Source organism: Tepidibacillus sp. HK-1, assembly GCF_001748485.2.
Lineage (GTDB): Bacteria > Bacillota > Bacilli > Tepidibacillales > Tepidibacillaceae > Tepidibacillus_B > Tepidibacillus_B infernus.
Genome location: NZ_BDGM02000018.1, coordinates 25895 through 50083, shown reverse-complemented (window position 1 = coordinate 50083; position 24189 = coordinate 25895). Strand labels below are relative to the sequence as shown.

The 24189-nt window shown below is 36.2% G+C and carries 25 protein-coding genes and 1 other annotated feature (1 of these 26 running past the window's edge); all 25 genes read left to right on the top strand.

Annotation, left to right across the window (positions count from 1 at the left end):
* Positions 1 to 33: 33 nt before the first annotated feature.
* The 25 genes from BEN26_RS10245 (at position 34) to BEN26_RS10125 (ending at position 24031) form a co-directional block, all read left to right on the top strand.
* Positions 34 to 1962 carry a stage V sporulation protein D gene (locus BEN26_RS10245; protein WP_069798195.1) on the top strand — a complete coding sequence of 643 codons (1929 nt, stop codon included), beginning with the start codon at positions 34 to 36 and terminating at the stop codon, positions 1960 to 1962.
* Between the two features lie 143 nt (positions 1963 to 2105).
* Complete coding sequence (locus BEN26_RS10240) at positions 2106 to 3593, top strand: UDP-N-acetylmuramoyl-L-alanyl-D-glutamate--2,6-diaminopimelate ligase (protein WP_069798197.1); 1488 nt, start codon at positions 2106 to 2108, stop codon at positions 3591 to 3593.
* A complete protein-coding gene (locus tag BEN26_RS10235) occupies positions 3590 to 4963 on the top strand; it encodes a UDP-N-acetylmuramoyl-tripeptide--D-alanyl-D-alanine ligase (protein ID WP_069798199.1) in 1374 nt (457 codons plus the stop codon). The genes BEN26_RS10240 and BEN26_RS10235 overlap by 4 nt, the downstream gene beginning before the upstream one ends.
* 47 nt (positions 4964 to 5010) lie before the next feature.
* Entirely contained in the window at positions 5011 to 5973 is a 963-nt protein-coding gene (gene mraY, locus BEN26_RS10230; RefSeq protein WP_068724703.1) for a phospho-N-acetylmuramoyl-pentapeptide-transferase, read from the top strand.
* Between the two features lie 15 nt (positions 5974 to 5988).
* Complete coding sequence (murD, locus tag BEN26_RS10225) at positions 5989 to 7353, top strand: UDP-N-acetylmuramoyl-L-alanine--D-glutamate ligase (protein WP_069798201.1); 1365 nt, start codon at positions 5989 to 5991, stop codon at positions 7351 to 7353.
* A gap of 38 nt (positions 7354 to 7391) precedes the next feature.
* Positions 7392 to 8489, top strand: coding sequence for a stage V sporulation protein E (gene spoVE / locus BEN26_RS10220; protein ID WP_069798203.1), 1098 nt, complete (start codon positions 7392 to 7394; stop codon positions 8487 to 8489).
* A 12-nt stretch (positions 8490 to 8501) separates the two neighbouring features.
* Positions 8502 to 9611 carry an undecaprenyldiphospho-muramoylpentapeptide beta-N-acetylglucosaminyltransferase gene (gene murG / locus BEN26_RS10215; RefSeq protein ID WP_069798205.1) on the top strand — a complete coding sequence of 370 codons (1110 nt, stop codon included), beginning with the start codon at positions 8502 to 8504 and terminating at the stop codon, positions 9609 to 9611.
* An 80-nt stretch (positions 9612 to 9691) separates the two neighbouring features.
* Positions 9692 to 10597, top strand: a complete 906-nt coding sequence (murB, locus tag BEN26_RS10210; RefSeq protein WP_069798207.1) for a UDP-N-acetylmuramate dehydrogenase — start codon at positions 9692 to 9694, stop codon at positions 10595 to 10597.
* A 14-nt stretch (positions 10598 to 10611) separates the two neighbouring features.
* Positions 10612 to 11871 (top strand): UDP-N-acetylglucosamine 1-carboxyvinyltransferase, encoded by a 1260-nt coding sequence (murA, locus tag BEN26_RS10205; protein ID WP_069798209.1) that lies wholly within the window; start codon positions 10612 to 10614, stop codon positions 11869 to 11871.
* Between the two features lie 79 nt (positions 11872 to 11950).
* A complete protein-coding gene (locus tag BEN26_RS10200) occupies positions 11951 to 12715 on the top strand; it encodes a cell division protein FtsQ/DivIB (RefSeq protein ID WP_069798211.1) in 765 nt (254 codons plus the stop codon).
* On the top strand, positions 12705 to 13436 hold the full coding sequence (locus tag BEN26_RS10195) for a DUF881 domain-containing protein (protein WP_084818734.1): 732 nt from the start codon (positions 12705 to 12707) through the stop codon (positions 13434 to 13436). The genes BEN26_RS10200 and BEN26_RS10195 overlap by 11 nt, the downstream gene beginning before the upstream one ends.
* Positions 13437 to 13449: 13 nt before the next feature.
* Positions 13450 to 14172, top strand: a complete 723-nt coding sequence (locus tag BEN26_RS10190) for a DUF881 domain-containing protein (RefSeq protein ID WP_069798213.1) — start codon at positions 13450 to 13452, stop codon at positions 14170 to 14172.
* Positions 14172 to 14528, top strand: a complete 357-nt coding sequence (locus BEN26_RS10185) for a small basic family protein (protein WP_068724681.1) — start codon at positions 14172 to 14174, stop codon at positions 14526 to 14528. The genes BEN26_RS10190 and BEN26_RS10185 overlap by 1 nt, the downstream gene beginning before the upstream one ends.
* Positions 14529 to 14664: 136 nt before the next feature.
* Positions 14665 to 15900 carry a cell division protein FtsA gene (gene ftsA / locus BEN26_RS10180; RefSeq protein WP_069798215.1) on the top strand — a complete coding sequence of 412 codons (1236 nt, stop codon included), beginning with the start codon at positions 14665 to 14667 and terminating at the stop codon, positions 15898 to 15900.
* A gap of 42 nt (positions 15901 to 15942) precedes the next feature.
* Positions 15943 to 17037 (top strand): cell division protein FtsZ, encoded by a 1095-nt coding sequence (ftsZ, locus tag BEN26_RS10175; protein WP_069798217.1) that lies wholly within the window; start codon positions 15943 to 15945, stop codon positions 17035 to 17037.
* Positions 17038 to 17291: 254 nt separating this feature from the next.
* Complete coding sequence (spoIIGA, locus tag BEN26_RS10170; RefSeq protein ID WP_069798219.1) at positions 17292 to 18203, top strand: sigma-E processing peptidase SpoIIGA; 912 nt, start codon at positions 17292 to 17294, stop codon at positions 18201 to 18203.
* A gap of 29 nt (positions 18204 to 18232) precedes the next feature.
* On the top strand, positions 18233 to 18955 hold the full coding sequence (gene sigE / locus BEN26_RS10165) for an RNA polymerase sporulation sigma factor SigE (protein WP_068724672.1): 723 nt from the start codon (positions 18233 to 18235) through the stop codon (positions 18953 to 18955).
* Positions 18956 to 19019: 64 nt separating this feature from the next.
* Entirely contained in the window at positions 19020 to 19799 is a 780-nt protein-coding gene (sigG, locus tag BEN26_RS10160) for an RNA polymerase sporulation sigma factor SigG (protein WP_068724669.1), read from the top strand.
* Positions 19800 to 19993: 194 nt separating this feature from the next.
* Positions 19994 to 20284, top strand: a complete 291-nt coding sequence (locus BEN26_RS10155; protein ID WP_082732409.1) for a YlmC/YmxH family sporulation protein — start codon at positions 19994 to 19996, stop codon at positions 20282 to 20284.
* A gap of 149 nt (positions 20285 to 20433) precedes the next feature.
* Entirely contained in the window at positions 20434 to 21264 is an 831-nt protein-coding gene (gene pgeF / locus BEN26_RS10150; protein ID WP_069798221.1) for a peptidoglycan editing factor PgeF, read from the top strand.
* A gap of 3 nt (positions 21265 to 21267) precedes the next feature.
* Positions 21268 to 21954: a YggS family pyridoxal phosphate-dependent enzyme gene (locus tag BEN26_RS10145; RefSeq protein WP_069798223.1), complete on the top strand. Its 687-nt coding sequence runs from the start codon at positions 21268 to 21270 to the stop codon at positions 21952 to 21954.
* 24 nt (positions 21955 to 21978) lie between these two features.
* A complete protein-coding gene (locus tag BEN26_RS10140; RefSeq protein ID WP_068724665.1) occupies positions 21979 to 22383 on the top strand; it encodes a cell division protein SepF in 405 nt (134 codons plus the stop codon).
* A 3-nt stretch (positions 22384 to 22386) separates the two neighbouring features.
* Complete coding sequence (locus tag BEN26_RS10135) at positions 22387 to 22653, top strand: YggT family protein (protein WP_068724662.1); 267 nt, start codon at positions 22387 to 22389, stop codon at positions 22651 to 22653.
* A 36-nt stretch (positions 22654 to 22689) separates the two neighbouring features.
* The gene (locus BEN26_RS10130; protein ID WP_069798224.1) at positions 22690 to 23472 is read left to right on the top strand and encodes a YlmH family RNA-binding protein; all 783 of its coding nucleotides are present in this window, start codon (positions 22690 to 22692) and stop codon (positions 23470 to 23472) included.
* Between the two features lie 70 nt (positions 23473 to 23542).
* Entirely contained in the window at positions 23543 to 24031 is a 489-nt protein-coding gene (locus tag BEN26_RS10125) for a DivIVA domain-containing protein (RefSeq protein WP_068724657.1), read from the top strand.
* 63 nt (positions 24032 to 24094) lie between these two features.
* Positions 24095 to 24189: a binding site (T-box leader), on the top strand (it continues 124 nt past the right edge of the window).

Genomic DNA, 24189 nt, shown 5'->3' with positions numbered 1-24189 from the left:
GATATAGAAAGAGTTTGAAAAGGGGGACAAAAGGTGAGACGCGTTTCTCAAGTCACAGTAAGAAAACGGATCTGGCTTTCCTTAATCATTGGAACCTTTCTGTTTATTTCTCTTATTGGCAGATTGGGATATATTCAACTTGTTCAAGGGAAATGGTTAGCTGAACAAGCAGAGGAGCTTTTTAAAAGAGATATACCAGTTGAAGCAAAAAGGGGAAAAATCTACGATCGCAACGGAGAAATTTTAGCTTACAATATCAGTGCACCAACAGTAGTTGCCATTCCTGTCCAAGTTAGAGAACCACAGAAGGCAGCTAGAGAATTAGCTAATATCTTACATATGAGTGAAGAAAAAATATATAAACTGATTACACAAAGAACATTGATCGTCAAAGTGGCTCGAAAAATTTCCGAAGAAGATGCCAAAAAAATCAAAGCATTAAGATTGCCTGGCATTGCAATTGCTGAAGAAAGCAGACGCTTTTATCCTGAAAAAGATTTTGCTTCCCATATCTTAGGTTTTGTCGGGATTGATAACCAAGGTTTGGCTGGAATTGAAGTGGTGTACGACGATTTGTTAACGGGAAAAGATGGGGCCATTTCCTTTCCATCAGATGTTACTGGCAGAAGAATGCCTAATCAAAGTGATTCTTTCACTCCACCAAAGGATGGGAATAATCTAATCTTAACCATTGATAAAAATATCCAATCTTATATTGAAAGAGAACTAGATCAAGCAATGCTTACCTATCAAGCAGAGCATGCCATAGCGATTGCAATGGATCCCAATACGGGAGAAATCCTTGGGATGGCTAGTCGGCCAAATTATGATCCTACAAACTTTGCTGATTATCCAAGCGAAATCTATAATCGTAATCTTCCGATCTGGATGGCCTATGAACCAGGTTCTACCTTTAAAATTATCACACTTGCAGCTGCCCTTGAGGAAGATAAAATAGACTTAACTGATCAGTTTTTTGACCCGGGTTATATTAATGTAGCAGGTACAGATCTCCATTGTTGGAAAAGCGGGGGACACGGTTCAGAGACTTTTTTACAAGTTGTCGAAAATTCCTGTAATCCAGGTTTTGTGGTGATGGGGCAAAAGTTAGGAACAGAGAAATTATTTTCTTATATTAAATCCTTTGGTTTTGGTGCTAAGACCGGAATTGATTTGAGGGGTGAACAAAAAGGAATCTTGTTTGATATGAATCGAATTGGTCCTGTGGAATTAGCAACCACTTCCTTTGGGCAGGGGGTTTCGGTTACTCCGATTCAGCAGGTTGCAGCTGTTTCAGCAGCAATCAATGGAGGAAAACTCTTAACGCCACATTTACTTAAAGAAGTCCATGACCCTGTAACAGATGAAGTGCTTTTGATCAATAGTCCAGAAGTAAAGCGACAGGTCATCTCACCTGAAACTTCAAAAAAGGTAAGAGAAACCCTTGAAAGTGTTGTAGCAAATGGTACTGGTAGAAACGCCTATATCGATGGTTATCGAGTGGGAGGAAAAACAGGTACGGCCCAAAAGATTGGACCAAATGGTGGGTATTTAGCAAATAACCATATTGTTTCCTTTATTGGATTTGCTCCAGCGGATAAACCAGAAATTGTGATTTATGTTGCCATTGATAACCCACAGGGAATCCAATTTGGTGGTGTTGTCGCTGCCCCTATCGTAAAAAATATTTTAGAAGATAGCTTGCAATATCTAGGGGTTAAGCCAAGAAAGGACCAACTTCCAAGAAAAGATAGATATGGAATCGATACCCCTTATGTAGAGGTACCTGATCTGATTGGTGTAACAAGGAATGATATACGTAATCTATATTATAATTTCAAATTAGAAGCAAAGGGTGATGGAATGAGGGTAGTTCAACAAATTCCAAAACCTGGTGAAAGAGTTGAAAAAGGTTCAACGATTCGAATTTATTTTAGTGACAATCAACAAAAAGGGGATTAAAATAAATCTGATAGAATTGCCAGGAGAAAGTTTGGTAACCTGGCTTTTCTTTTGTTTATATGTTTACTTCGTATCTTTATTTATTGTCTTTTTTAATCTGTTTTTGTCTATAATGGAACTAAGGTTTAGGAGGGACAGAGATTATGAAATTATCTCAAATCATAGCACCTATTTTAACAGCTAAAATGATTGGTAATCCCAATGTTGAAATAAATGGAGTTGAAGTAGATTCAAGAAAGGTAAAAGCGGGTGACTTATTTATTTGCTTGCCTGGTTTTACAGTTGATGGACATGATTTTGCTCAAAAGGCCGTAGAACAAGGAGCAGTGGCAATTCTTTGTGAAAGGCCATTAGATCTTCAAGTTCCCCAAGTCATTGTAAAAGATGCACGCTTTGCCATGGCGATGATTGCGGATCTGTTTTACCAACATCCTTCACAAAAGTTGAAAGTGATCGGTGTAACTGGTACAAATGGAAAAACAACAACAACACATTTAATCGAAAAAATTCTTGCAGATCAAGGCCATCTTTCTGGTTTAATTGGGACGATCAAGATGAAAATTGGTAATGAGATCGTCGAGGCAAAAAATACCACTCCAGATGCTCTTTTATTACAGCAAAGTTTTGCTAAAATGGTGAAGGTGGGATCAGACTACGCTATTATGGAGGTTTCTTCTCATGCGTTAGACATGGGAAGAGTGAGAGGAGTCAATTATCATATTGGTGTTTTTACCAATTTAACTCAAGATCATTTAGATTATCATCTGACCATGGAAAAATATCGTGATGCGAAAGGATTATTATTTTCTCAATTAGGAAATACATTTCATTCGTTACTCGAAGAAAATAAATACGCAGTCTTAAATGCCGATGATCAGGCAAGTGAATATTTTCAACAAGTTACTGCTGCACAAGTCATAACCTATGGAATTGATCATGATGCAGATGTTAAAGCCTTGGATATTCATATTGATGCCCAAGGTACATCCTTTGCAGTAGAAACTTTTAGAGGCAATATTGATATTCAACTAAAAATGATTGGTAAATTTAGTGTTTATAATGCGCTTGCAGCAATGACTGTTGGATTGATCGAAGGAATTTCTCTTGATCAAATAAAGCAAAGTTTAGAACAAATCTCCGGAGTTGACGGTCGTTTTGAGCCAGTGAATGAAGGACAGGATTATACCGTTTTGGTGGATTATGCCCATACTCCTGACAGCTTGGAAAATATTTTAAAAACAGTAAAGGAATTTGCAAAAGGCAAAATTTACTGCGTCTTTGGAGCTGGTGGTGATCGTGATAAAACGAAGCGTCCAATCATGGGAGAGATTGCTGTTAAATATAGTGATATCGCTGTAGTTACATCTGATAACCCTCGGTCAGAAAATCCAGAGCAAATCATCCACGACATCTTAGTTGGAATTGAAAAAACAGGGGTTGATACGAATAAATATATTGTAATCATTGATCGAAAAGAAGCAATCGAATATGCGGTTTCACAAGCAAAGAAAGACGATGTGATTCTCATTGCTGGAAAAGGTCATGAAACCTATCAAATTTTAAAAAATAAAACGATTCATTTTGATGATCGGGAAATAGCAAGAGATGCGATAAGGAGCAAGCGCTCATGAAGTTAACATTAAATGAAATCATCCAATCCGTTTCTGGTCGGCTTTATCAACCTTTTGCTGAAAAGCTAGTGGTAACAGGGGTAAGCACTGATTCGAGAAAAATTACAAAAGGGGATTTATTTGTCCCCTTAATTGGTGAACGATTTGATGGCCATCAATTTATCAAAATGGCAGAGGAGCAAGGTGCAGTGGTAGCCTTGTGGCAATCGTTAAAGACGATTCCTAAAGATGTGAAGATTCCTTTTATTCTTGTTGCCGATACATTGGTTGCCTTGCAAGATTTAGCGAAATATTATCGTAAAAAGATAAATCCCACCATTGTTGCTGTGACTGGAAGTAATGGAAAAACGACGACCAAAGATTTAATTGCTTCTGTTCTTTCTACAACATACACTGTTCACAAAACAAAAGGAAATTTGAATAACCATATTGGTGTACCCTTAACCTTGTTAACGATGCCCGAAGAAACAGAATTGGCTGTGATTGAGATGGGAATGAGCAATAAAGGAGAAATTGCGCTTCTTTCTGAAATTGCTAAGCCCCAGATTGCAGTGATAACAAATATCGGAGAGTCCCATATTGAATTTTTGGGTTCAAGAAAAGCAATTGCTGCAGCTAAATTAGAAGTCATTGAAGGTTTACAAGAAAATGGTACACTTATTTTAAATGGAGATGAGCCTTTACTACGCGACTATTTAGCCAACCAAAATCTTCATTTTCATTTAAAATGGGTAGGAGAAAACAAAGAAAATGATGTTTACCCTGTAAAAGTAAATCTAGATGGAACAAAGGGAATTCAATTTAATAGCCAAGATCAAGTTTCTTATTCTTTACCATTATTAGGTCTACACAATGTGATCAATGCTTTAATGGCGGTTGAAGTGGGGAAGTGTCTTCATATTTCGATTGAGAAGATTCAACAAGGGTTGAAAGATCCTAAGTTGACTAGCATGCGCCTTGAAAAGATGATCGCTAAAAATGGAGCGATCCTTTTGAATGATGTATATAACGCCAGTCCCACTTCAATGAAAGCTAGTTTACAATTACTCTCTACATTTCAAAACGATAAAAAAATAGCGGTATTAGGGGACATGTTAGAATTAGGTGAATATGCGAAAGAATATCACTTGGAAATTGGAAGAGTCTGTGCAGGCTTACAGATTGATTTACTCGTTACAACGGGTAAAGATGGGCGATGGATTGCTGAAGGGGCACAAGAAGCTGGAATGGTTGAAGAACAGGTTCATTATATTAAAGATTTTAACCACTTATCTGAATTTGTATTACAACATTCAAACCCAAAAACCATGATTTTGCTAAAAGCCTCTAGAGGAGTACATTTAGAGAAAGTGGTCGAAAGCTTGGTTTAACCACTCTTACTGAAAAATAAAGGGATGAAAAAGGGGAAAAAACAATTATGGAACTACGAATTATTATTTATACCATCATCGCATCATTTTTGATTGCCACACTACTTGGCCCTTTATTTATTCCGATCTTAAGAAGACTTAAATTTGGACAGTCAATTAGGGAGGAAGGGCCACAATTACATCAAAAAAAAGCTGGAACTCCTACTATGGGTGGCATCATTATTTATTTAGCCCTTATTTTTACAGTTTTAAAATTTTCACCTTTAAACCAGAACTTATTTCTTTTACTTTTAGTAACTTTAGGATTTGGTTTTTTGGGTTTTCTTGATGATTTTATCAAGATCATCAAGAAAAGAAACTTAGGACTAACAGCAAAACAAAAACTTCTTGGACAATTATTCATCTCGGTTCTTTTATCTTATTTTTTACTTAAGCAAGGCCATGATACCACATTGTATATTCCTGGCTTACCTTGGGAAATTCATATGGGATGGCTTTATTTTCCTTTTATTCTCTTTATGGTCATTGGAACCTCAAATGCAGTGAATTTAACTGATGGATTAGATGGTTTACTTGCAGGTAGTAGTGCCATTTCTTTTGGTGCATTTTCAATTATCGCTTTGAGTACTACTCAGTTTGAGGTTGCCATTTTTGGTGCTGCAATGGTAGGGGCAGTTTTAGGCTTTCTTGTAAAAAACGCTCATCCTGCTAAGTTATTTATGGGAGACACTGGCTCATTAGGGATTGGTGGGGCTCTTGCAACGATGGCCATTTTAACGAAGACGGAATTACTTTTGGTCATTATCGGTGGTGTTTATGTATTAGAGGTGCTATCCGTCATCATTCAAGTCATTTCCTTCCAGACGAGAGGAAAACGAGTTTTTCGTATGAGTCCAATCCATCATCATTTTGAGTTGTCCGGTTGGTCTGAATGGAAAGTAGTGATGGTCTTTTGGATAGTTGGATTTATATTTGCAGGATTAGGTATCTATCTAGAGGTGCTACATTAATAGGAGAGATGAAACATGGTCAAGTTTGAGGGGAAAAACGTTGTCGTTTTGGGACTTGCAAAAAGTGGGACAACGATCGCAAAAATTATACATCAATTAGGGGCAAAAGTGATTGTTAACGATGTGAAACCAGAAGAAAAATGTCCTGAGAAAAAGGAATTGGAGGAATTAGGGATTCAGGTCATTTGTGGTAGACACCCAGATGATTTATTGACGGAGGAAACGGACCTACTTGTAAAAAATCCAGGAATTCCTTATACCATTCCTCTAGTAGAACAGGCAATACTACTAAAAATACCCATTGTAACTGAAGTAGAAATCGCTTATCAACTTTCGAAATCACCAATGATAGGAATTACTGGATCGAATGGAAAGACAACAACAACGACATTGATTGGTGAGATCCTTAAGCAAGCCAAACGGCAACCGATTGTAGCTGGAAATATTGGAACGGTACTTAGTGAACAAGCATTACACGCAACAAGTGATCAAGTGTTAGTCAGCGAATTAAGCTCTTTTCAATTAAAAGGAACGATTTCTTTTCGACCAAACATTGCAGTACTATTAAATCTATATCCTGCCCACTTGGATTATCACCAAACGATAGATGATTATATTGCTTCAAAAGCAAAACTATTCCAAAATCAAACTGAGCAAGATTATGCTGTCATCAATGCTGAATGTGAAAAATGTATGGAACTCCTACCTTCGATTAAGAGCCAAGTTTATCTTATTTCCACAAAAAATCCTGTATCTCAGGGGGCATATTTACAAGATGACAAAATCTATTGGCAGGATGACGACAACCTAGTAGAAGTCATTGACGTGAAAGATGTTTTTATAAAGGGTCATAATTTAGAAAATGCATTAGCTGCAATTACTGCTAGCCGATTATATGGAGCAGATTGGGATTCAATTCGTGAAGTATTACGTCAATTTAAAGGAGTTGAACACCGCTTAGAATTCGTGACAACCACCCTGAAGAAAGTGAGTTATTTTAATGACTCGAAAGCCACCAATCCTCAAGCCACGATTTCGGCGCTAAAATCATTTGATCAAAAAGTGATTTTAATCGCTGGGGGTCTAGATCGAGGAATTGATTTTTATGAACTAATCGAACCTTTTAAACAAAGTGTTAAAGCTTTGATTTCCTTTGGTCAAACAGCAGAAAAATTAAAGCGAGTTGCAGAACTTGCAGGGATACAAATGATTTATACCGTCGATAATGTTACTAATGCTGTGAAATTAGCAGATTCACTCTCCGTAGCTGGCGATACGGTTCTATTATCTCCAGCATGTGCAAGCTGGGACATGTTTACTTCATTTGAAGAACGGGGACGAATTTTTAAAGATGCTGTGCATAGACTTTATAGAGAGTGATACAAGCTTTTTAAACGACGGTAAAGAGGTGTTCCTGTATGATAAAATCAAGATCAAATCCCGATTGGTGGATTGTACTTGCTACCCTTTTATTATTAGGAATTGGAGTGATAATGGTTTATAGTGCAAGTGCGGTTTTAGCCTATCGAGAAATGGGAGATTGGTATTTTTATGCTAAGCGCCAATTGTTTTTTGCTATTTTAGGGATCGTTTCCATGTATTTTATGATGAACATAGACTACTGGGTTTGGAAAAAATGGGCCAAGATTGGTTTGCTGATTGTTTTTTTTCTATTGATTCTCCTTCTCATCCCTGGCGTAGGGATAACAAGAAATGGTGCAACTAGCTGGTTAGGTGTTGGAGCGTTTAGTATTCAACCTTCAGAGTTTACGAAATTAGCAATGATCATTTTTTTGGCAAAACGTCTATCTGAACGCCAGCAAGAAATTATTTATTTTACAAAAGGACTTATGCCACCTTTAGCTATTCTTGGCCTTGCTTTTGCATTGATCATGATGCAACCTGATTTAGGAACAGGGACAGTATTGGTTGGCACTTCGATCTTAATGATTTATACTTCTGGAGCAAGAATAAAACACTTATTAAGTTTAATGATGGTTGGAGTTGCGGGTTTTACAGGTCTTGTTCTAGCAGCTCCTTATCGAATTCAAAGAATTTTAGCCTTTTTAGACCCTTGGCAAGATCCGCGTGGGGCTGGTTATCAGTTGATTCAATCTCTTTACGCGATAGGACCAGGGGGGTTACTAGGACTTGGGTTAGGAATGAGTAGACAAAAACATCTATATGTTCCTGAACCACAGACAGATTTTATTTTTTCAATTCTTGCAGAAGAATTAGGTTTTATTGGCGGGGGACTTATTCTTATTCTCTTTTTAATTTTACTATGGAGAGGTTTTCGAGTGGCCATTACTGCACCTGACTTATTTGGTAGTTTTTTAGCAGTAGGAATCATTGGAATGGTCATGATCCAAGTGGTGATTAACATCGGAGTTGTCACAGGAATGTTTCCAGTAACTGGAATTACATTACCATTATTAAGCTACGGAGGATCTTCATTAACACTCACGTTAACAGCAATTGGTATTCTATTAAATATTTCGCGGTATTCGCGTTAAATAGGTGATGATATGAGAGTTATTTTATCTGGTGGAGGAACCGGTGGGCATATTTATCCAGCATTGGCGATGGTGAAAGAGATAAAGAAGCATGAGCCAAATGCAGAATTTCTATATATTGGTTCTAAAAATGGCTTAGAAAAAAAAATCGTTCAAAATGCGGAGATTCCTTTTGTTGAAATTGAAATTTCAGGATTTAAAAGAAAATTATCCTTTGAAAATATAAAAACGGCACTTCGGTTTTTAAGAGGGGTTCAAAAATCAAAGAAATATATACAGGAATTTCGTCCTGATCTTGTTATAGGAACTGGTGGCTATGTTTGCGGACCAGTTCTTTATGCAGCAAGTCAAAAAAAAGTACGAACGATCATTCATGAGCAAAATGTGATTCCTGGGCTTACCAACCAATTTTTATCACGTTATGTAGATCTTGTAGCTATCAGTTTTGAAGGGGCAAGAGAGCATTTTAAGAAAGCCAAAAAAATTCGTCTTACAGGGAATCCAAGAGCGACTGAAGTTGTTCATGCGAACAAAGAGAATGGTTTAAAGGCCTTACATCTCTCTGCGGATAAAAAAATCATTTTAGTCTTTGGGGGGAGTAGAGGAGCAAAGGCGATTAACCAAGCATTTCTTGAGATGTTACCTGAATTGCACCAATATCCAGAGTATCACTTTGTGTTTGTTACAGGAGAAATTCATTTTGAGACAATCAATGAGCAATTAAAAATGGTTGATGAACAGTATTTAAGCAATGTGTCTATCTATCCATATTTATACAATATGCCAGAGGTATTGGCAGCAACAGATCTCATTGTGAGTCGTGCAGGTGCTTCTTCTTTAGCAGAAATTACTGCTCTCGGAATTCCTTCGGTTCTTATTCCTTCTCCTTATGTTACGAATAATCATCAAGAGAAGAATGCTAAATGGATGGAAGACCAAGGTGCTGCAAAAATGATTCGAGAAAAAGAGTTGAATGGTGTACATTTACTTTCAACAATTCGCTGGCTAATGGATGATGAGAGAAGGAAGAAATTTTCTCATGCAGCTAAAAAGATTGGGAAACCAGATGCAGCGACGAACCTTTACCAAGAAATGATGACTTTCATGGATCATAAAAATTAGGCGATTGTCACACTATAATGATTTAGGCATAGTATATCGTATAGCCCAGTGAGAGAATATCGTGATTAGGAGGATAGAAGATGCAAGACTGGATTCAAAAACTGAAAGACCAGCCTATTGGTAAAATTGTTGAAAATGAGCCGCTATCAAAGCATAACACATGGAAAATTGGTGGACCTGCAAGAATTTACATTGAGCCTGACAATCAAAAAGGGTTATTAGATGCCTTAACGATTTTAAACGAAGCTAAGATTCCTTGGAAAGTGATTGGTAAAGGCTCTAATCTCCTAGTCTTGGATCACGGGTTTAATGGTGCTATTATTCATATGAATAAGGGGTTTAATCAAATCCTCTTTGATGGATCTTATATTCACGTAGGAGCTAGTGTTTCTCTGATTCGGTTAGCAAATTTAGCAGCAAAACAAGGATTAACAGGACTTGAATTTGCTGGTGGAATTCCTGGAACGGTTGGGGGTGCCATCTATATGAATGCGGGTGCCCACGGTTCTGACATTTCCCATGTTTTTGAAGAGGCAGAGGTCTTATTAGAGAACGGACAAATCGTTACTTGGAAAAATCAAGACTTTGAATTTAGTTACCGTTCATCGATCCTCCAACAGAAAAGAGGCATCATTCTATCTGCTACGTTTAAATTAAAACCAGGGAATCAAAAGAAAATTGCAGAAGATACGGCTCGATTCAAGGATCGAAGAAGAAAAACTCAACCCTATCATTTGCCTTGCGCTGGAAGTGTATTTCGCAATCCAGAAAATGATTATGCAGGTAGATTAATAGAAGAGCTGGGTCTTAAAGGCTATCAAGTGGGTGAAGCCCAAATTTCTATGATGCACGCTAACTTTATCGTGAATATAGGTCAGGCATCGGCAAAGGATGTGCTCACATTAATTGAACATGTTAAAGAACGAGTGTATGAAGTTTACCAAATAAAATTGACTACAGAAATTGAAGTGGTAGGTGAGGGGTAAACGGAGGTGGAACTTTGGAGAAGTTGATCATCGAAGGTGGAAGGCCTCTGTCTGGTAAAATAAAAGTACAGGGTGCTAAAAATGCTGCACTTCCTATCTTGGCAGCCTCTCTATTAGCAGAAGGAACACATGTGATTCAAGATGTTCCACATTTACTAGATATTGATGTGATGATTCAAATTTTGCGTTCTTTGGGGGCACAAGTAGATTTTAACCATCATACGGTGATGATTGATACTCGTTCGATTTTATCAACAAAGGTTCCTGAAGAACTCATGCGTTTGATGAGATCATCGATCTTCCTCATGGGTCCTTTACTAGCTAGATTTAACCAAGTGAGCGTTTCAAAACCTGGGGGTTGTGCGATTGGTGAAAGGAAAATTGATCTTCATTTGAAAGGTTTAGAGGCTCTTGGTGCTAAGATTATCGATCGTGACGGTTTGATTACCTGTACAGCAAAGGAATTAGTAGGAACGGTCATTACTTTAGATTATCCAAGTGTAGGCGCAACTGAAAATATTATGATGGCAGCTGTAAAAGCTAGGGGAGAAACAAAGATCATTTATGCAGCAAAAGAACCAGAAATTGTTGATTTGCAGAATTTCTTAAATCAAATGGGGGCAAAAATTTCTGGGGCAGGAACAGATGTGATTACAATCAAGGGTATTGAAGAACTTGTACCAATTACTTATCAAATCATTCCAGATCGGATTGTAGCCGGAACATTTATAACTGTGGTAGGTATTGCTGGAGGAAGTATCGAACTAAATAATGTCATACCTGAGCATTTAACATCTGTGATCGAATATTTAAAACGTGTTGGTGTTGAAATTGAAACCGACAATGATATAATGGTCGTAAAAAGGATGACCCCTCTAAAAGCTGTTGAAAAGATCTATACCTCACCTTATCCAGGTTTCCCAACAGATATGCAGGCACAAATGATGACACTGTTAACGCTTGCACAGGGTTTTAGCATCATGGAGGAAAGGGTATTCGATTCTAGATTTAAGCATGTAGACGAATTGATTCGAATGGGTGCTGATATCAGGATTGACCAAAGCACAGCATATATCCGCGGCGTTCCCTATTTAACAGGAGCTCATGTTGAAGCAACCGATTTAAGGGCAGGAGCTGCTCTCATTTTAGCTGGCTTAGCTGCTAGAGGTAAAACGATTGTTCATCAGGTTCATCACGTAGATCGTGGTTATGAGCGTATTGAAGAGTCTTTAAATGCAATTGGGGCAAAAATTTTGCGAGAATCTGAAAATTAGCGGCATTTTATATGCCGCTTTTCATAATCAAATGAGAGATAAAGTGAAGACTGAGTTGGATATAAAGGAATGAGAAGAAATGTACCAATCCTATCAAACAATTCCGCAGTTCAAAAAACAGGTAATGATACCAAAGAAAAATAGAAAGTTGTTACGGTATCTTTTTTTATTTTTTCTTCTGATTGCTATGATCACCTATTTTAATTTACCCATTAGTAGAATCACTTCGATCCAAATCACAGGATTGAATCTATTAACCGAAAAAGAGATTTACGAAAAAGGAAAATTACATCAAAACATGCATTATTGGTTTTTAAAAGCTTCTTCCCTTGAAAATAGATTGTTGGAGTTACCAGAAATCAAAAAAGTAGAGGTTGAGAAAAAATATCCTGGGAAATTACGGATTCAAATTCTAGAACAAAAACCGATCGCTTTTCTATATTCAAAGAAACAGTGGGTTCCTGTTTTAGAGAATGGATATCTTGTTCAGAAAAAAATTGATCAAATCGTTATGAATCGGCCTCTTATTTCCGAATGGAAGAATAATGATCAGCTTCCTACTTTAGCAAGAGAACTTGCAAAGGTAGACCCAGCCATATTGGATGAATTATCAGAGATAAAAAATGAACCCAATATGATTGATACCAATCAAGTGTTGATTTATACGAGAGAGGGTTATCGCTTGCATGTCCATCTAGATGAATTAAGTAAAAAATTAAACTTACTTTCTAGTATTCTTGAAAACTTAAAAGCGAAAACGAAGAATCTAGGCGATATTTATTTACTAGATTCGATACGATTTGAAGAATATAAAAATAGTGGTGAACCAAATAATGAAAATTAATAGATGGCAAATTTATATCACAATTGTTTTTTTATTCCTTGGTTTTTTAATCGCTTTTCAGTATGAATCCACAAGTATAAGAAGATTTAATAGTAATTTTTCTTTTTCAACATTGGACAAACAACAGGAATTACAAGAAAAGATTGTCAATCAAAAAAAAGAAAATCAAGAGCTTGAAAAGCAGATTCAAGAAATTGAAGAAGAAATTCGTGGATTTGAACAATCTTTGATCAGCAATGAAGATGAGGCTAATAAAATTCGCGAACAATTAGATAACACCCGGATGATTGCCGGCCTGATCTCTGTAGAGGGGCCAGGTCTTTCGGTGACTCTAAACGATAGCAAACAAGCAAAAGAAGTTGAGGGTGATGTCTCTAGTTATATAGTTCATGAACAAGACTTACGAAAAGTTGTGAATGAATTATTTGCATCTGGTGCAGAGGCGATAAGTGTAAATGGTGAACGTATGATTGCTTCTAGTTCGATCCGTTGTGTAGGGCCAACCATTCTTGTGAATTCTATTAAAAAAGCACCCCCTTTTGAAATACTAGCCATTGGTGATCCTGATACCTTATTAGCTGGATTAGAAATGCCTGGGGGAGTGTTAGAGACATTACGCTTATGGAATATTCAAATCTCTACAAAAAAGATGGATCATATCGTAATCCCAGGTTTTATTGGAACGCTTAATACTGATCGATTAACAATACTTAATCCGTAAAGGAAGAATTTATATGCAAGCTCATAAACGAAAGATCTCATATACAATTACACTTATTAGTGTCATTATTGGATTTATGTTATCTATTCAGTTTAATTCAACACAAAATACGTTTAAGATGGAAGCTAGGGACATTACAGAATTACGTTCGAATTTAAGTAAAGAATTAGAACGGAAAAATAATCTTTTAAATGATTTGTCTAAAAAACGACAATTGCTTAACCAATACAAAAATAACAACCAAAATCAACAAATTTCCCAAATCATCTCGGATGAATTAGGTCATGCGAAGCTCTTAGCAGGAACTATTCCTGTTGAAGGAAAAGGATTAATTGTTCGAATTACAGCTATGGATTCTTCTTTTTCAGAGATTGGTGAAGAGGACGAAAATGAAATTGTAGATGACGATTTAAGAACATTGGTGAATGAAATGTTTGGTAATGGGGCACAAGCGATTTCGATCAATGATCAACGATTGGTATCTGTTTCTGCGATTCGAAATGTAGGAAATCGAATTCAAGTCAATAATCGATTCATTACCTTTCCTTATGAAATTAAAGCAATTGGTGATGCAAAAATGATTCAAGCTGGAATCCAGATTGCTGGGCTGCAGGATTATTTTAAAATTCTTAACAAAGAATTGATTATTGCTGAACAAGAAAAAATTCAAATCCCTGCATATAATGGTGATATTAATCCCAGATATATGAAACCGGTAAAGGTAGGTGAAAAATAATGTGGTTGCCTATTCTTGGACTTATTATCGGATTAGTTTTAGGCTTTAGTTCTGATCTTCGTGTACCAGAAGAATATAGTCATTATTTATCTATTTCTGTTTTAGCCGCTCTTGATACAGTAATTGGGGGAATTCGTGCCAGTTTAGAACATTCTTTTGATACAAAGATTTTTATTTCAGGATTCTTTTTTAACACCTTGTTAGCTGCAGGGATCGTATTTTTAGGTGTTCAATTAGGTGTGGATTTATACTTAGCTGCTATTTTTGCTTTTGGTGTAAGATTATTTAATAATTTAGCAGTCATTCGCAGACTCTTATTGACAAACTTTAGCGAAAGACATAAGAAAGTATCATAAGACAAAAAAATGTTGAAAAAAATCATAGAAAAAAAAAGGAAAACACTAAAATGTGTGGAATAACTTATAAAAAGCCTTTTATCTTTAAATGAACTAACGAGATTACTAGATATTTTTTGAGGGGGGTGCCAAAGATTTGAGCAACGATAGTATAGTTAGTCTAGACATCGGTACGTCCAAGGTTCGAGTCATCATTGGCGAAGTGAATAATGGGTCATTAAATATTATTGGAGTGGGTTCTGCAGATTCTGAAGGCATTAAAAAGGGAGCAATTGTTGATATTGATCAAACTGTACAGTCGATTCGTAAGGCAGTTGACCATGCTGAACGAATGGTAGGAATTACGATAGATGAGGTTTATGTTGGGATTTCTGGTAACCATATAGATTTACAAACAAGTCATGGAGTCGTCGCTGTATCTAGTGAAGACAAGGAAATCAGTGAATTAGATATAGATCGAGTGATTCAAGCAGCTAAATTGATTAATTTACCTCCTGAAAGAGAAATCATCGATGTCGTTCCTAAAGAATATATTGTTGATGGTTTGTCAGGTATCAAAGATCCAAGAGGGATGTATGGTGTAAGACTTGAAGTCGAAGCAACAATTGTTACCGGTTCGAAAACGATCATACATAATTTGATGCGTACGATTGAAAGAGCTGAACTTCGAATTGCAGGATTTATTTTAATGCCATTAGCAGCTAGTCATATAGCCCTTTCTAAAGATGAAATGAATCTTGGTGTGGCATTAGTAGACATAGGGAAAGGAACGACAACCCTTTCTATTTTTGAACAAGGAAGTATTGTAAAAACCACGGAACTTCCGATTGGAGGGGAATATATTACAAATGATATCTCCATAGGGCTAAGAACCCAAACAGATATCGCGGAACAAGTGAAATTAAAATATGGAATTGCAAGTATTGAGGAATCTAATAACGAGATAGTATTTAAAGTTGCTCGGATTGGCAGTAACGTGGAAAAGGAATTTAACCAAGAAGATTTAGCTCATATTATTGAACCAAGACTTAGAGAAATGTTTGAAATTATCCAAGAAGAAGTTCATCGTTTAGAATACACAAAGGAACTAGCAGGTGGGTTTGTCCTTACTGGTGGAGTGATGGGGATGAATGGAATTCTGAGTTTGGCCCAAGAAGTTTTGAAGCCATCTGTTCGTATTGCAATTCCAGATTACATTGGTGTAAAAGACCCATCTTACACTGGTGGAGTGGGTTTAATTAAATACGCAACAAAAATGATTAAAGCAAATCATGGACACGTGGTTAAAACAGCATCATCTAAGCCAAAGCGAAAATCTAGAAGTATAAGTCCATTTGAACGGATCAAAAACTGGTTTAGCGAATTTATTTAGAACATCTAGAAAAGCGATCACGATAAGTGAGGGGGATAATGAATGTTAGAATTTGATCTGGATATGGAGCAATTAGCCCAAATTAAAGTAATAGGTGTTGGCGGCGGAGGCAGTAATGCTGTTAACCGCATGATTGAAGCTGGCGTTCAAGGCGTTGAATTTATCGCAGTGAACACAGATGCACAAGCCCTTCACCGTTCTTTAGCTGTAACTAAATCGCAAATTGGAGAAAAGTTAACACGAGGATTAGGGGCAGGAGCAAATCCGGAAATAGGGAAAAAAGCTGCAGAAGAAAGTAGAGAAACGATTGAAAATAGTCTAAAAGGCGCTGATATGGTGTTTGTTACAGCTGGTATGGGTGGTGGTACAGGAACTGGTGCAGCACCTGTTATTGCAGAAATTGCCAAAGAATTAGGTGCTTTAACAGTCGGAGTAGTTACTAAACCCTTTTCTTTCGAAGGAAGAAAAAGGTCTCTACAAGCAGAACAAGGAATTGCTGCATTAAAGGAAAAAGTGGATACACTGATTGTGATTCCAAATGATCGCTTATTAGAGATCGTCGACAAAAATACACCGATGTTAGAAGCATTTCGTCAAGCAGATAACGTACTTCGTCAAGGAGTACAGGGAATATCTGATTTGATTGCAGTACCTGGATTAATTAACTTGGACTTTGCCGATGTAAAAACCATTATGACAGAAAAAGGCTCTGCATTGATGGGCATTGGTATTGCAACTGGTGAAAATAGAGCAGCAGAAGCAGCTAAAAAAGCAATCTGCAGTCCATTATTGGAAACGTCAATTAATGGTGCAAAAGGTGTTCTTATGAATATTACAGGTGGAGCAAATCTAAGTTTATACGAAGTAAACGAGGCAGCTGATATTGTTGCATCTTCTTCAGATCCGGAAGTGAATATGATTTTTGGTGCAGTAATCAATGAGAACTTAAAAGAAGAAATCATTGTTACAGTCATTGCAACTGGCTTTGATGATGATCCTAATCGAGTACAAGCTACAACTAAAACAACTACAAAGGATCAAGGTCAAAATTCTTCAGGCAAAATCAATATTAAGCCATTTGCAAATAGCCACGACAACTTAGACATCCCAACCTTTTTAAGAAACCGTAATAAATAATTTCATAAATTATTACATTTAAAGAATAAAAAAAGATCTAACACATTCTAAAATGTCCTTTACAAAGGGTACACTTTATTCGTGTTAGGTCTTTTTTTTATGCAAAAGAAAGCATCACTTTCTATTCTGCTAAAAAAATGTTTTTTCGACAAAAAAATCGATAGCTTGTCGGCAAGTTTAGACAGACTTTGAATATAGATATATTATATACTATTCTCACTTCTTCCTTTATGAATGAAAAGGAGAAAGAGAAGATGGTCTTTTACTTGGATCTAATCCTTTTACTTAATTTTATGATCGATACGCTAATTTTATTAACGACTGCCAAGTTTCTTCACTTAAAAATCAAGAAGATCCGCATCACGCTAGGAGCAATGATCGGAGCAGCGTATACGATGGTATTTTTTATTCCTTATTTAAGTGCTGCACATCTTTTACTAACAAAAATTCTAATCTCAATTTTAATGGTATGGGTCTCATTTGGTTTTTTACATTTGATCCAAATGGTTAGAACGTTAGCCACCTTTTATTTTGTGTCTTTTCTCATGGGCGGTGGGGTATTTGCTTTACAATACCTCTTTCAAATTGATCATGAAGTCATAAAAGGTGTGTATGTGACTCATTCATCAAATCCATTTTTTTTGCTCCTTTTTATCGTGATTGCTGTTTTAGGGGTATGGTTTTTCTCTAATCGTACATTCCTGTCCCTTGAACGGAAAGGAAATGTCGAACAACATTTTGTAGATGTTGAGATAGAGGTTTTCGAACATCGTCATCAATGTAAAGGATTGGTGGATACCGGGAATCGGCTTTATGATCCAATTACTCGAAAACCAGTGATGATTTTAGAAGCTAAATCCGTGTCATTTTTACCTACTATTTTCCAGACAGCTTATCAACATGGACAATTTCATTTGGAATCGCTTGAAGAAATAACGAAGAATATCGATCCAGCATGGCAGACTAGAATTCATCTAGTCCCCTTTCGCAGCGTATCAAAAGAGATGCAGTTTTTATTATGTATTCGTCCTGATAAGGTGGTGATTTCTTCAAAGAACCAAACACATTGGACACATACCAAAGTTTTAATCGGTCTTGATTATGGTCATCTTTCCAATGACCACAGCTATTCAGCTATTATACATCCTGAATTATTAGCAGGATAATCCTAATTCATTGTTCAAGGGGGTCTCATATGTTAGCAAAGTGGAAGATCCAGTTGATTTTATTGTGGTATCGTCTATTATTTCTACTTGGATTGAAAACAGAGGAGATTTATTATATTGGAGGAAGTGAAACTCTTCCACCTCCTTTGACAAGAGAAGAGGAAGAACTTCTATTAGAGAAGCTGCCTACAGGAGATAATGCAGTAAAGTCGATGTTAATCGAACGAAATCTTCGTCTTGTTGTCTACATTGCAAGAAAATTTGATAACACAGGAGTAAATATAGAAGATTTAGTCTCTATTGGGTCGATCGGGCTAATTAAGGCGGTAAACACATTTGATATTGATAAAAAAATCAAATTAGCCACCTATGCTTCCAGATGTATTGAAAATGAAATTTTGATGTTCTTAAGACGTAACAATAAAGTGAAAACTGAAGTATCTTTTGATGAACCATTAAATATTGATTGGGATGGTAATGAACTATTGCTTTCAGATATTTTAGGAACAGAAAATGATACCATTTTTCGTAACATTGAAGATGAAATTGATAAAAAATTATTAAAGAAAGCATTAGAAAAATTAAATGATCGAGAAAAAGTGATTATGGAACTCCGATTTGGCCTTAATGATGGGATTGAAAAAACTCAAAAGGACGTTGCTGATATCCTTGGTATTTCTCAATCTTATATATCAAGATTAGAAAAAAGAATTATCAAACGATTGCGAAAAGAATTTAATAAAATGATTTAAAGCATAAATTTTTCCCTCTAAGGAGATACTTTACAGTAACGTAACTCCGATAGGAGGGAGAATCTTGTCTAGAAGTAAAGTTGAAATCTGCGGAGTAGATACATCCAAATTACCTGTTTTGAAAAATGAGGAAATGAGAAAACTTTTTCAAGCCATGCAACAGGGTGAACATTCGGCTAGGGAAACATTGGTGAATGGAAACCTACGCCTTGTCTTAAGTGTCATCCAACGTTTTAATAATCGCGGCGAATTTGTAGATGATTTATTTCAGGTTGGGTGTATCGGGTTAATGAAAGCTATTGATAACTTTGATCTCAGCCAAAACGTGAAATTCTCCACCTATGCCGTCCCAATGATTATAGGAGAAATTAGACGTTATTTAAGGGATAATAATCCAATTCGAGTATCACGTTCCCTTCGCGATATTGCTTACAAGGCACTTCAAGTAAGGGATGCTTTAACTACCCAAAAGTCTTCTGAGCCAACGATTTATGAAATATCTGAAGTATTAAATGTGCCAAAAGAAGACGTGGTCTTTGCTTTAGATGCAATTCAAGATCCGGTATCCTTATTTGAACCGATTTATCATGATGGAGGAGATCCGATCTATGTAATGGATCAAATTAGTGATGATAAAAATAAGGATATCCATTGGGTAGAAGAAATTGCGTTAAAACAAGCGCTAAATCGTCTTAATGATCGAGAAAAAATGATTTTATCGATGAGGTTTTACGATGGAAAAACCCAAATGGAAGTAGCTGAAGAAATCGGCATTTCTCAGGCCCAAGTGTCAAGGTTAGAAAAGGCCGCTATTCAGCAAATGCATAAGTATATCAAAACATAAATCATTTTGCTTAGTGAGGTCAATCTGATAAGGTTGACCTTTATTAAAAAATAAGAAACTTTCTTCCACTTGTCATTTAGAGGTTTGTATATTCCATAAGCAGATGAATATACAAACCTTTTCTTAATGGTACATTTTTGGCAATCTTCACATATATATATTAGGAAAGAAGAAAAAGATTGGGTGAGCTGAAAATGATTAAAATTTCAGAGTTCCAAACGAAAGATGTCATTAATATATTTGATGGTAAGAAATTAGGATCGGTACAAGACTTAGATATAGACTTAAGAAATGGACGAGTTGAAGCATTGATCGTCCCCAGTCAAGGAAAATTATTCGGACTTTTTGCAAATGGGGCTGAGTATATTATTCCTTGGAAAAATATTGTAAAAATTGGATTAGATGTAATTTTAGTGAAATTAGATGATCGATCCTATCGTTCAACTGAATTGGATGAGTATGACCCTTTTAGAAAAACAAATTAAAATATCATTATGCATTTCTTTTAAAATATTCATGGATCCCATAAAAGTAATATGAATAGGCTTCGAAGGAAGTCTTCACTTTTGTGGGTTATTTTATTTGGTGAATCGACCCATATTCTATGATAATATAGGAGAAAAGGAGTGTTGATATGGAAGCGTTTGTACAAGTAGACAAACCGATACCTTATCTTGTGATCAAAAAGTGGGAACAAGAGAATCCTAATCTAAGTGTAGGTTTTTCTACTAGACAGGGTGGTCAAAGTAAAGGCAACTACCAATCTATGAATTTGGCACTCCATGTAGGGGATGACCCAACAGATGTCGTAGCAAATCGCCAGATACTAGCCAGAGCATTAGGGTTTTCCTTTGATGCTTGGACTTCAGCTGAACAGGTTCATGGGAACAATATCAAAGTGGTTACCCTTGCTGAGAGGGGAAAAGGACGGAGAATTCGCGAAGATGCGATTCAAGATACAGATGGCCTAGTAACAAATATTCCAGATATCGTATTAACGGTTTATTTTGCAGATTGTGTTCCAATCTATTTTTATGACCCTATCAAACAGATTATAGGATTGGCTCATGCAGGATGGAAAGGAACGGTTCTAAAAATTGCAGAAAAAATGATTCAAACGTTTGTAGATTCTTTTCAGTCAAACGTCAATGATATTCAAGTTGCGATCGGTCCAGCGATTGGTCAGTGCTGCTATGAAGTCAATGATCAAGTCATCAATCCAATGCAATCTTCGCTTCAATTTATTCCACCAGAAATGGTGATCGACAAGAAAAATGGGCATTTTGATTTAGATTTAAAAAAAATAAATAAAGAAATACTATTAGAAGCAGGAATTTTGCCGGAAAATATCGAAATTTCATCATGGTGTACTAATTGCAATGTTGATTTATTTTTTTCACATCGAAAAGAACAGGGAAAAACAGGGCGTATGGCTGCTTGGATTGGACTTAGGAAGGATGAGTAAGTTGTGCAATTAAAAGAAAATGTACTGAATGTAAAAGAAAGGATACGGTTTGCTTGTGAACGAAGTGGTAGAGACCCAAAGGAGATCCAATTGATTGCAGTTACAAAATATCTAGATATCGATCAAACCAAACAAGTATTAGACTTTGGTTTAGACCATATTGCAGAAAATAAAGTTCAACAGGTACTAAAAAAATATGAAGTACTTAAAGATCAAGGTACATGGCATTTTATCGGGCATTTACAAACTAACAAAGTAAAACAATTACTTGGAAAATTTGATTACCTTCATTCCCTTGATCGTTTTTCCTTGGCTCAAGAAATCAATAAGCGGGCAAAATTACAAAATCTAAAAGTACAAGCCTTTATTCAAGTGAATATTTCTGGAGAAACGACTAAATCTGGTTTAGCACCAGAAGAATTGCTTGAATTTGTAGAAAAAGTTCGTTTATTAGATTCTATTCGCATTGTTGGTTTAATGACAATGGCTCCCTTTGTTGAAGAAAAAGAGGTAATAAGGCCTATTTTTCGTCGATTAAGGGAATTAAGAGATGAGATTAATGATAATGGCATTCTAGGATACACAATTCATGAATTATCAATGGGTATGTCCAACGATTTTGAGGTTGCCATCGAAGAAGGGGCAACATTTATTCGTCTAGGTACAGTTCTTTTTAAAGGAAAAGTATAAACATTTGAATGGAGGAATGAAAAAATGATGGGGAAAATCATGGGTTTTTTGGGCCTTCAGGATGAAGAGGTTGTAGAAGAGATAGAAGGTCAAGAATCTGAAGATGAGGTTTTTTTAAGTCGAAGAAACAAAAATAATAATGTCGTAAGCTTACATACTCAGAAAAATGTAAAAATGGTTTTAGCTGAACCTAGATCCTATGAGGAAGCACAGGAGATTGCTGATCATTTACGGTCTCATCGCCCGATTATTGTTAATTTACAACGACTTTCACCAGATCAAGCGAGAAGAGTAGTAGATTTTTTAAGTGGTTGTGTCTATGCTTTGAATGGTGACATCAAAAAAATTGGTACAAGTATCTTTTTATGCACTCCAGAAAATATTGATATTGAAGGAGCGATTACTGAAATTCTTCAGGAGGATGAATAACAAATGTACTCTATTATTTCAATCGTAGATACAATCTTTCAAATCTATTTTTGGCTTATTTTTGCCTATATTTTGATGTCATGGGTTCCGCAAATGAGAGAAACGCCTGTAGGAGAACTATTAGGTAAACTTGTCGAACCTTATTTACGACCCTTTAGAAAAATTATCCCACCTATTGGGATGATTGATATTTCACCAATCGTTGCCTTTTTCGCACTTGATTTTATCCGAGAAGGGCTAAAAACTGTTTTAAGATTTTTATTCTTATAAAGCATTTGTAAAGTAATCATCTTTGGGGGAACTTACATGTCACATGATCATATTATGCATCATTATCGTAAAGAAGAGCAGCCTTTTGTAGAACGGGTGATTGAATGGGTAGAGCGAGCAGAGAAGACTCATACTTCTATCCGGACTGATTTTGTTGACCCTAGGCAAAAGCAAATCATTCAAAACATCGTCAATTCTTCTATGGATCTGACGATGTTTTTTGATGGGGGATATGCTGAAGCTGAAAGAGGTAGAGTACTGATTGCACCCTATTATTTTTCCTATGATCCTAAGGTAATGGGGCTAACCTTTTTTAAAGTGATTGGGGAGAATAAATTTACAACATTAACTCATAGAGATTACATGGGTGCGCTTTTGAATATTGGAATAAAACGTGAAAAATTTGGAGATATCCTTGTTTCAGATACGGATAAACAATACATTGTTGCTAGTGAAGTTGCTGATTATATCAGAATGCAGCTTACTCATGTAGGAAGGGTTCCTGTTCGACTTGAGGAAATCGCTAGAGAAAATGTAAAACCCCCAATTCAACAGATTGAGGAAATGTTTTTGACCGTTTCTTCGCTACGAGTTGATGCGATATCGAGTGATGTTTTTCGACTGTCTCGGACAAAAATATCTGAATGGATTAAAGGGAAACATTTAAAAGTAAATTGGCAAATCATTGATCAAACCGATTATAAGCTTCAAGTAGGTGATATCGTTTCTTTAAATGGATTTGGTCGCTTTAAGTTTTTAGAGGACGAAGGAATCACCAAAAAAGGCCGTATCCGTGTAAAAATAGGTCGATGGAGCTAAAAAAAATTGCAGGATTTTTGGATTCTATGTCGAAATAAGTATGACAAAATATGATTTGGAGGTGTTTTTGGTGCCTTTAACACCATTGGACATACATAACAAAGAATTTAGTAAAGCGTTTCGTGGGTATAATGAAGATGAAGTAAATGAATTTTTGGATCAAGTGATTAAAGATTATGAAGCTTTAATTCGCCAAAACAAAGACCTTGAGGAAAAGATAATACAATTAAATGAAAGACTTAGCCATTTTTCTAATATTGAAGAAAGCTTAAGTAAATCGATTATTGTAGCGCAAGAAACAGCTGAAGAAGTGAAAGCAAATGCAAAAAAAGAAGCGCAATTGATTGTCAAAGAAGCTGAAAAAAATGCAGATCGTATCATCAACGAGTCTCTAATGAAATCAAGAACGATTTCCCTAGAAATTGAAGAATTGAAAAAAAGAGCAGCCATTTATCGTACGAGATTCCGTACCCTTTTAGAAGCACAGCTTGAGATGTTAGAATCTCAAAGCTGGGAAGAGCTTGAGAGAACTGAAGAAGAGGATCGGGTTAGCGTATAAACCATTGACTTTGAGTCAATAATTAGGTATACTGCATATCATTAAATAAACAAATGAAACGAATATGAAACGAGGATTGGGATCTGTCAACTAGACCCCAGATTTAAGCGAGCTAGGGTTGGTGTGAGCCTAGTAATTTGGACTATGTTGAATATCAC